Genomic DNA, 3,054 nt, shown 5'->3' with positions numbered 1-3,054 from the left:
GAAATCCCCGGCATCAACCAGTCGCAGGTCAAGCCGTCGATCGGTCTCACTTTTGCGTCCGCCATGCGCGCCTTCGTCCGCCAGGATCCCGACGTGATCATGGTCGGCGAAATCCGTGACGCCGAGACCGCGCATATCGCCATCCACGCGGCGCTGACCGGCCATCTCGTGCTGACAACGCTGCATACCGAGACCGCGGCTGCCGCCGTGCCTCGGCTGATCGATCTCGGCATCGAAAGTTTTCTGCTGAAGTCGACGCTCCGCGCGGTGGTCGCGCAGCGGCTGGTGCGGGTGTTGTGCGACCGCTGCAAGGTGCCGCATCGTCTGACGGCTGCCGACATCGACAAGGATCCGCGCTTCGCTGTGATCGGCTTTTCCGCCGGCGAGATGATTCACGAGGCCGGCGGATGCGAGCGTTGCGGCGGCACCGGTTATCGCGGCCGCAACGGCGTGTTCGAGATCCTCGAAATGTCCGAGGAGGTTCGCAGGCTGATCGGACCGCAGACGGATTCCCATGTCGTCGATTCGGCGGCGATGGCCGGGGGCATGACCACGATGCTGGCGGACGCGGTGGCGAAATGCCGGGCCGGGTTGACCACGGTGCCCGAGGTTTTCCGCGTCACGACCATTCGGTGATCCCATGCCGAATTATCGTTATCGCGCTCTCAACAGCAACGGCGAACTGGTCTCCGGCGCGATCGCGGCATCCGCGCCAGGCGATGTCGCGCAGCGGATCGAACGTCTCGGCCTGGTGCTGGTCGACAACGTCACGCTCGAGGAGGGCGGCGGCTCGGCCCGCAGCCTGCTCAGCATCTTCAACCAGCCGAAGGCCGAGGACGTCACCATCTTCACCCGCGACCTCGCGCTGTTGCTGCGCGCCGGCGCGCGGATCAATGACGGTCTCGAGTTGCTCGCCGCCGACCACGATTTCGGCCGGCTGCGGCCGGTGGTCGTTGATATTCGCTCGCACGTCATCGCCGGCGAAAGCTTAGCGGAAGCGCTGGCGCGGCACGAGGGGTTGTTTCCGCCGATGTATGTGGCGCTGATCCGGGTCGGCGAGGCGTCGGGCTCGCTCGACCAGGTGCTCGAGGTGCTCGCCGACGAACGCAGCCGCACCGAGGCGCTGAAGCGCCGGCTCGGCGACGCCATCCGCTATCCCCTGTTCGTGCTCAGCGCGGCAGGCTGCGTGCTCTTGTTCTTTCTTACATTCGTACTGCCGCAATTCGCCAGCGTGCTGACCGATTTCGGCGCCAAGGTTGACCCGATCATTCTCACCTTTCTGAACCTTTCGACCTTCCTGCGGAACAATTCCGACGTGGTGCTGGCGGCGCTCGCGGCCGCTATCGCCGGTGGCTGGCTGCTGCTGCGCCAGCAAAGCGTGCGCCGCAGTATCGTCAACGCGATGACGCAGTTGCCGGCGATCCGGGAGGTGATGAAGTTCTATCGGACGTCGCTGTTTTGCCGGAATCTCGGGCTGTTGCTCGGAAGCGGCGTCAATCTCACGACGACACTCCGGATTCTCGTCGACATGATGTCGTCGACGGGGCCGTCCGCGGTCTGGACCGATGCCGCCGACCGGGTCCGCCATGGCGCAAAACTGTCGGATGCGCTATCCGATACCAAGGCGCTGCCGGCGATGGCGGTGCGGATGCTGCGGCTTGGCGACGAAACCGGGCAATTGCCGATGCTGGCGGGCCGGGTCGCCGAGTTCTACGAGACGAAGCTGCAGCGCACGCTCGATCGCGTGGTCGGCATTGCCGGGCCTGCGGCGATCATCACGATCAGCATCGTCGTCGGCGGTTTGATCGTGTCTGTCATGACGGCGTTGCTTTCCGTCAGTCAGATTGTCGGCTAGCACGGAAGACGTGAAGTTCGAGGAGGCGACTGAGGTGGGTCGAAACGTTCTGGCTTTAGCAACTCGAAGGCGGCGGCGCGGGCAGGCCGGCTTTACGCTGGTGGAGATCCTCGTGGTGATCACCATCATCGGGCTGATCATGGCGCTGGTGGGCCCGCGCGTGCTCGGCTATCTCGGCGAGTCCAAGGCGAAGGCCGCGAAAATCCAGATCGAAAGCTTTTCCAGCGCGCTCGATCTATATTACCTCGATCTCGGCCACTATCCCAGTTCCAACGAAGGCCTTGCCGCACTGACCCGCAGCAACAACATTCCCGGCTGGAACGGGCCATACTTGCGGGGCGGCGTGGTGCCCAATGATCCCTGGGGGCACGGCTACGTCTACCGCTCGCCGGGCGAACACGCGCCTTACGAAATCATTTCGCTCGGGTCTGACGGTCAGGAAGGCGGCAGTGGAACGGCTACCGACATTGCCAGCGGCGCACGCTGAGCGAAGCGGCGAGCGGGGTTTCGCGCTGATCGAGATCCTGTGCGTGCTCGCCATCATCGGCATGCTCGCCGCGATCATATTGCCGGCGATACCGCGGGCCACCTCGCGTGCCAAGCTCGAGAGCTACGCCGTGGAAGCCGCGGCGTTGCTGAAGGCTGATCGCAACGCGGCGCTGCGCCGGCAGATCCAGGTGAAGACGACGGTTGACGCCGAGGCGCGCTCGATCCGCTCCGGCGTGACGGGCCGTACCATCCGCCTGCCCAGCGATGTGACGCTGGAGGCGATGCTGGCATCGCGATGCGCGGATCGAATCGCCGGCAGGTCGATCGAGTTCTTTCCGTCGGGCATGTCGTGCGGCGGCGTGATCGCGCTGGCGCGTCCGGGGATGGGATTTGAGGTTCGCGTCAACTGGCTGACCGGAGGCGTTGATATTGTCCCGCAGAAGTTGCTCTGACGTTGCTGGTTTCACCCTGATCGAAGCGCTGGTGGCGCTGGCGATCGTCGCTGCCGTGCTGTCATCGATCGGTGCCGTGGTCGCGACCAGCGTGAAGGGCACGCGCTCGATCGACCAGCGCCTGGCCCTGACCGGCGCCGCCGAGACGCTGCTCGCCGAATTGCCCGCGCGCAATCTCCTGAAGCCCGGCCGCCAGTCCGGGGAGCTCGCCGGCCATCGCTGGCGGATCGACGTCGCCCCGATGAATGCATCCGACGC

At 65.3% G+C, this 3,054-nt stretch carries 5 protein-coding genes; all 5 read left to right on the top strand.

Translation table 11 applies throughout. The features are described 5' to 3' along the window. Positions 1-636, top strand: a 636-nt coding sequence (locus tag QZ213_RS26655) for an ATPase, T2SS/T4P/T4SS family (protein WP_291689041.1), incomplete at its 5' end; no start/stop codon positions are given. A 4-nt stretch (positions 637-640) separates the two neighbouring features. Next, positions 641-1,855 (top strand): type II secretion system F family protein, encoded by a 1,215-nt coding sequence (locus tag QZ213_RS26650; protein WP_291689040.1) that lies wholly within the window; start codon positions 641-643, stop codon positions 1,853-1,855. Between the two features lie 34 nt (positions 1,856-1,889). After that, the gene (gene gspG / locus QZ213_RS26645) at positions 1,890-2,342 is read left to right on the top strand and encodes a type II secretion system major pseudopilin GspG (protein WP_291689039.1); all 453 of its coding nucleotides are present in this window, start codon (positions 1,890-1,892) and stop codon (positions 2,340-2,342) included. Continuing rightward, on the top strand, positions 2,305-2,796 hold the full coding sequence (locus tag QZ213_RS26640; protein WP_291689038.1) for a prepilin-type N-terminal cleavage/methylation domain-containing protein: 492 nt from the start codon (positions 2,305-2,307) through the stop codon (positions 2,794-2,796). The genes gspG and QZ213_RS26640 overlap by 38 nt, the downstream gene beginning before the upstream one ends. Further along, on the top strand, positions 2,774-3,054 hold a 281-nt coding region (locus tag QZ213_RS26635; protein ID WP_291689037.1), incomplete at its 3' end, for a prepilin-type N-terminal cleavage/methylation domain-containing protein. The genes QZ213_RS26640 and QZ213_RS26635, both read left to right, overlap by 23 nt.

Origin of the sequence: Bradyrhizobium sp., assembly GCF_017881085.1 — a bacterium.
Lineage (GTDB): Bacteria > Pseudomonadota > Alphaproteobacteria > Rhizobiales > Xanthobacteraceae > Bradyrhizobium.
This window is presented reverse-complemented; position numbering and strand designations above follow the sequence as displayed.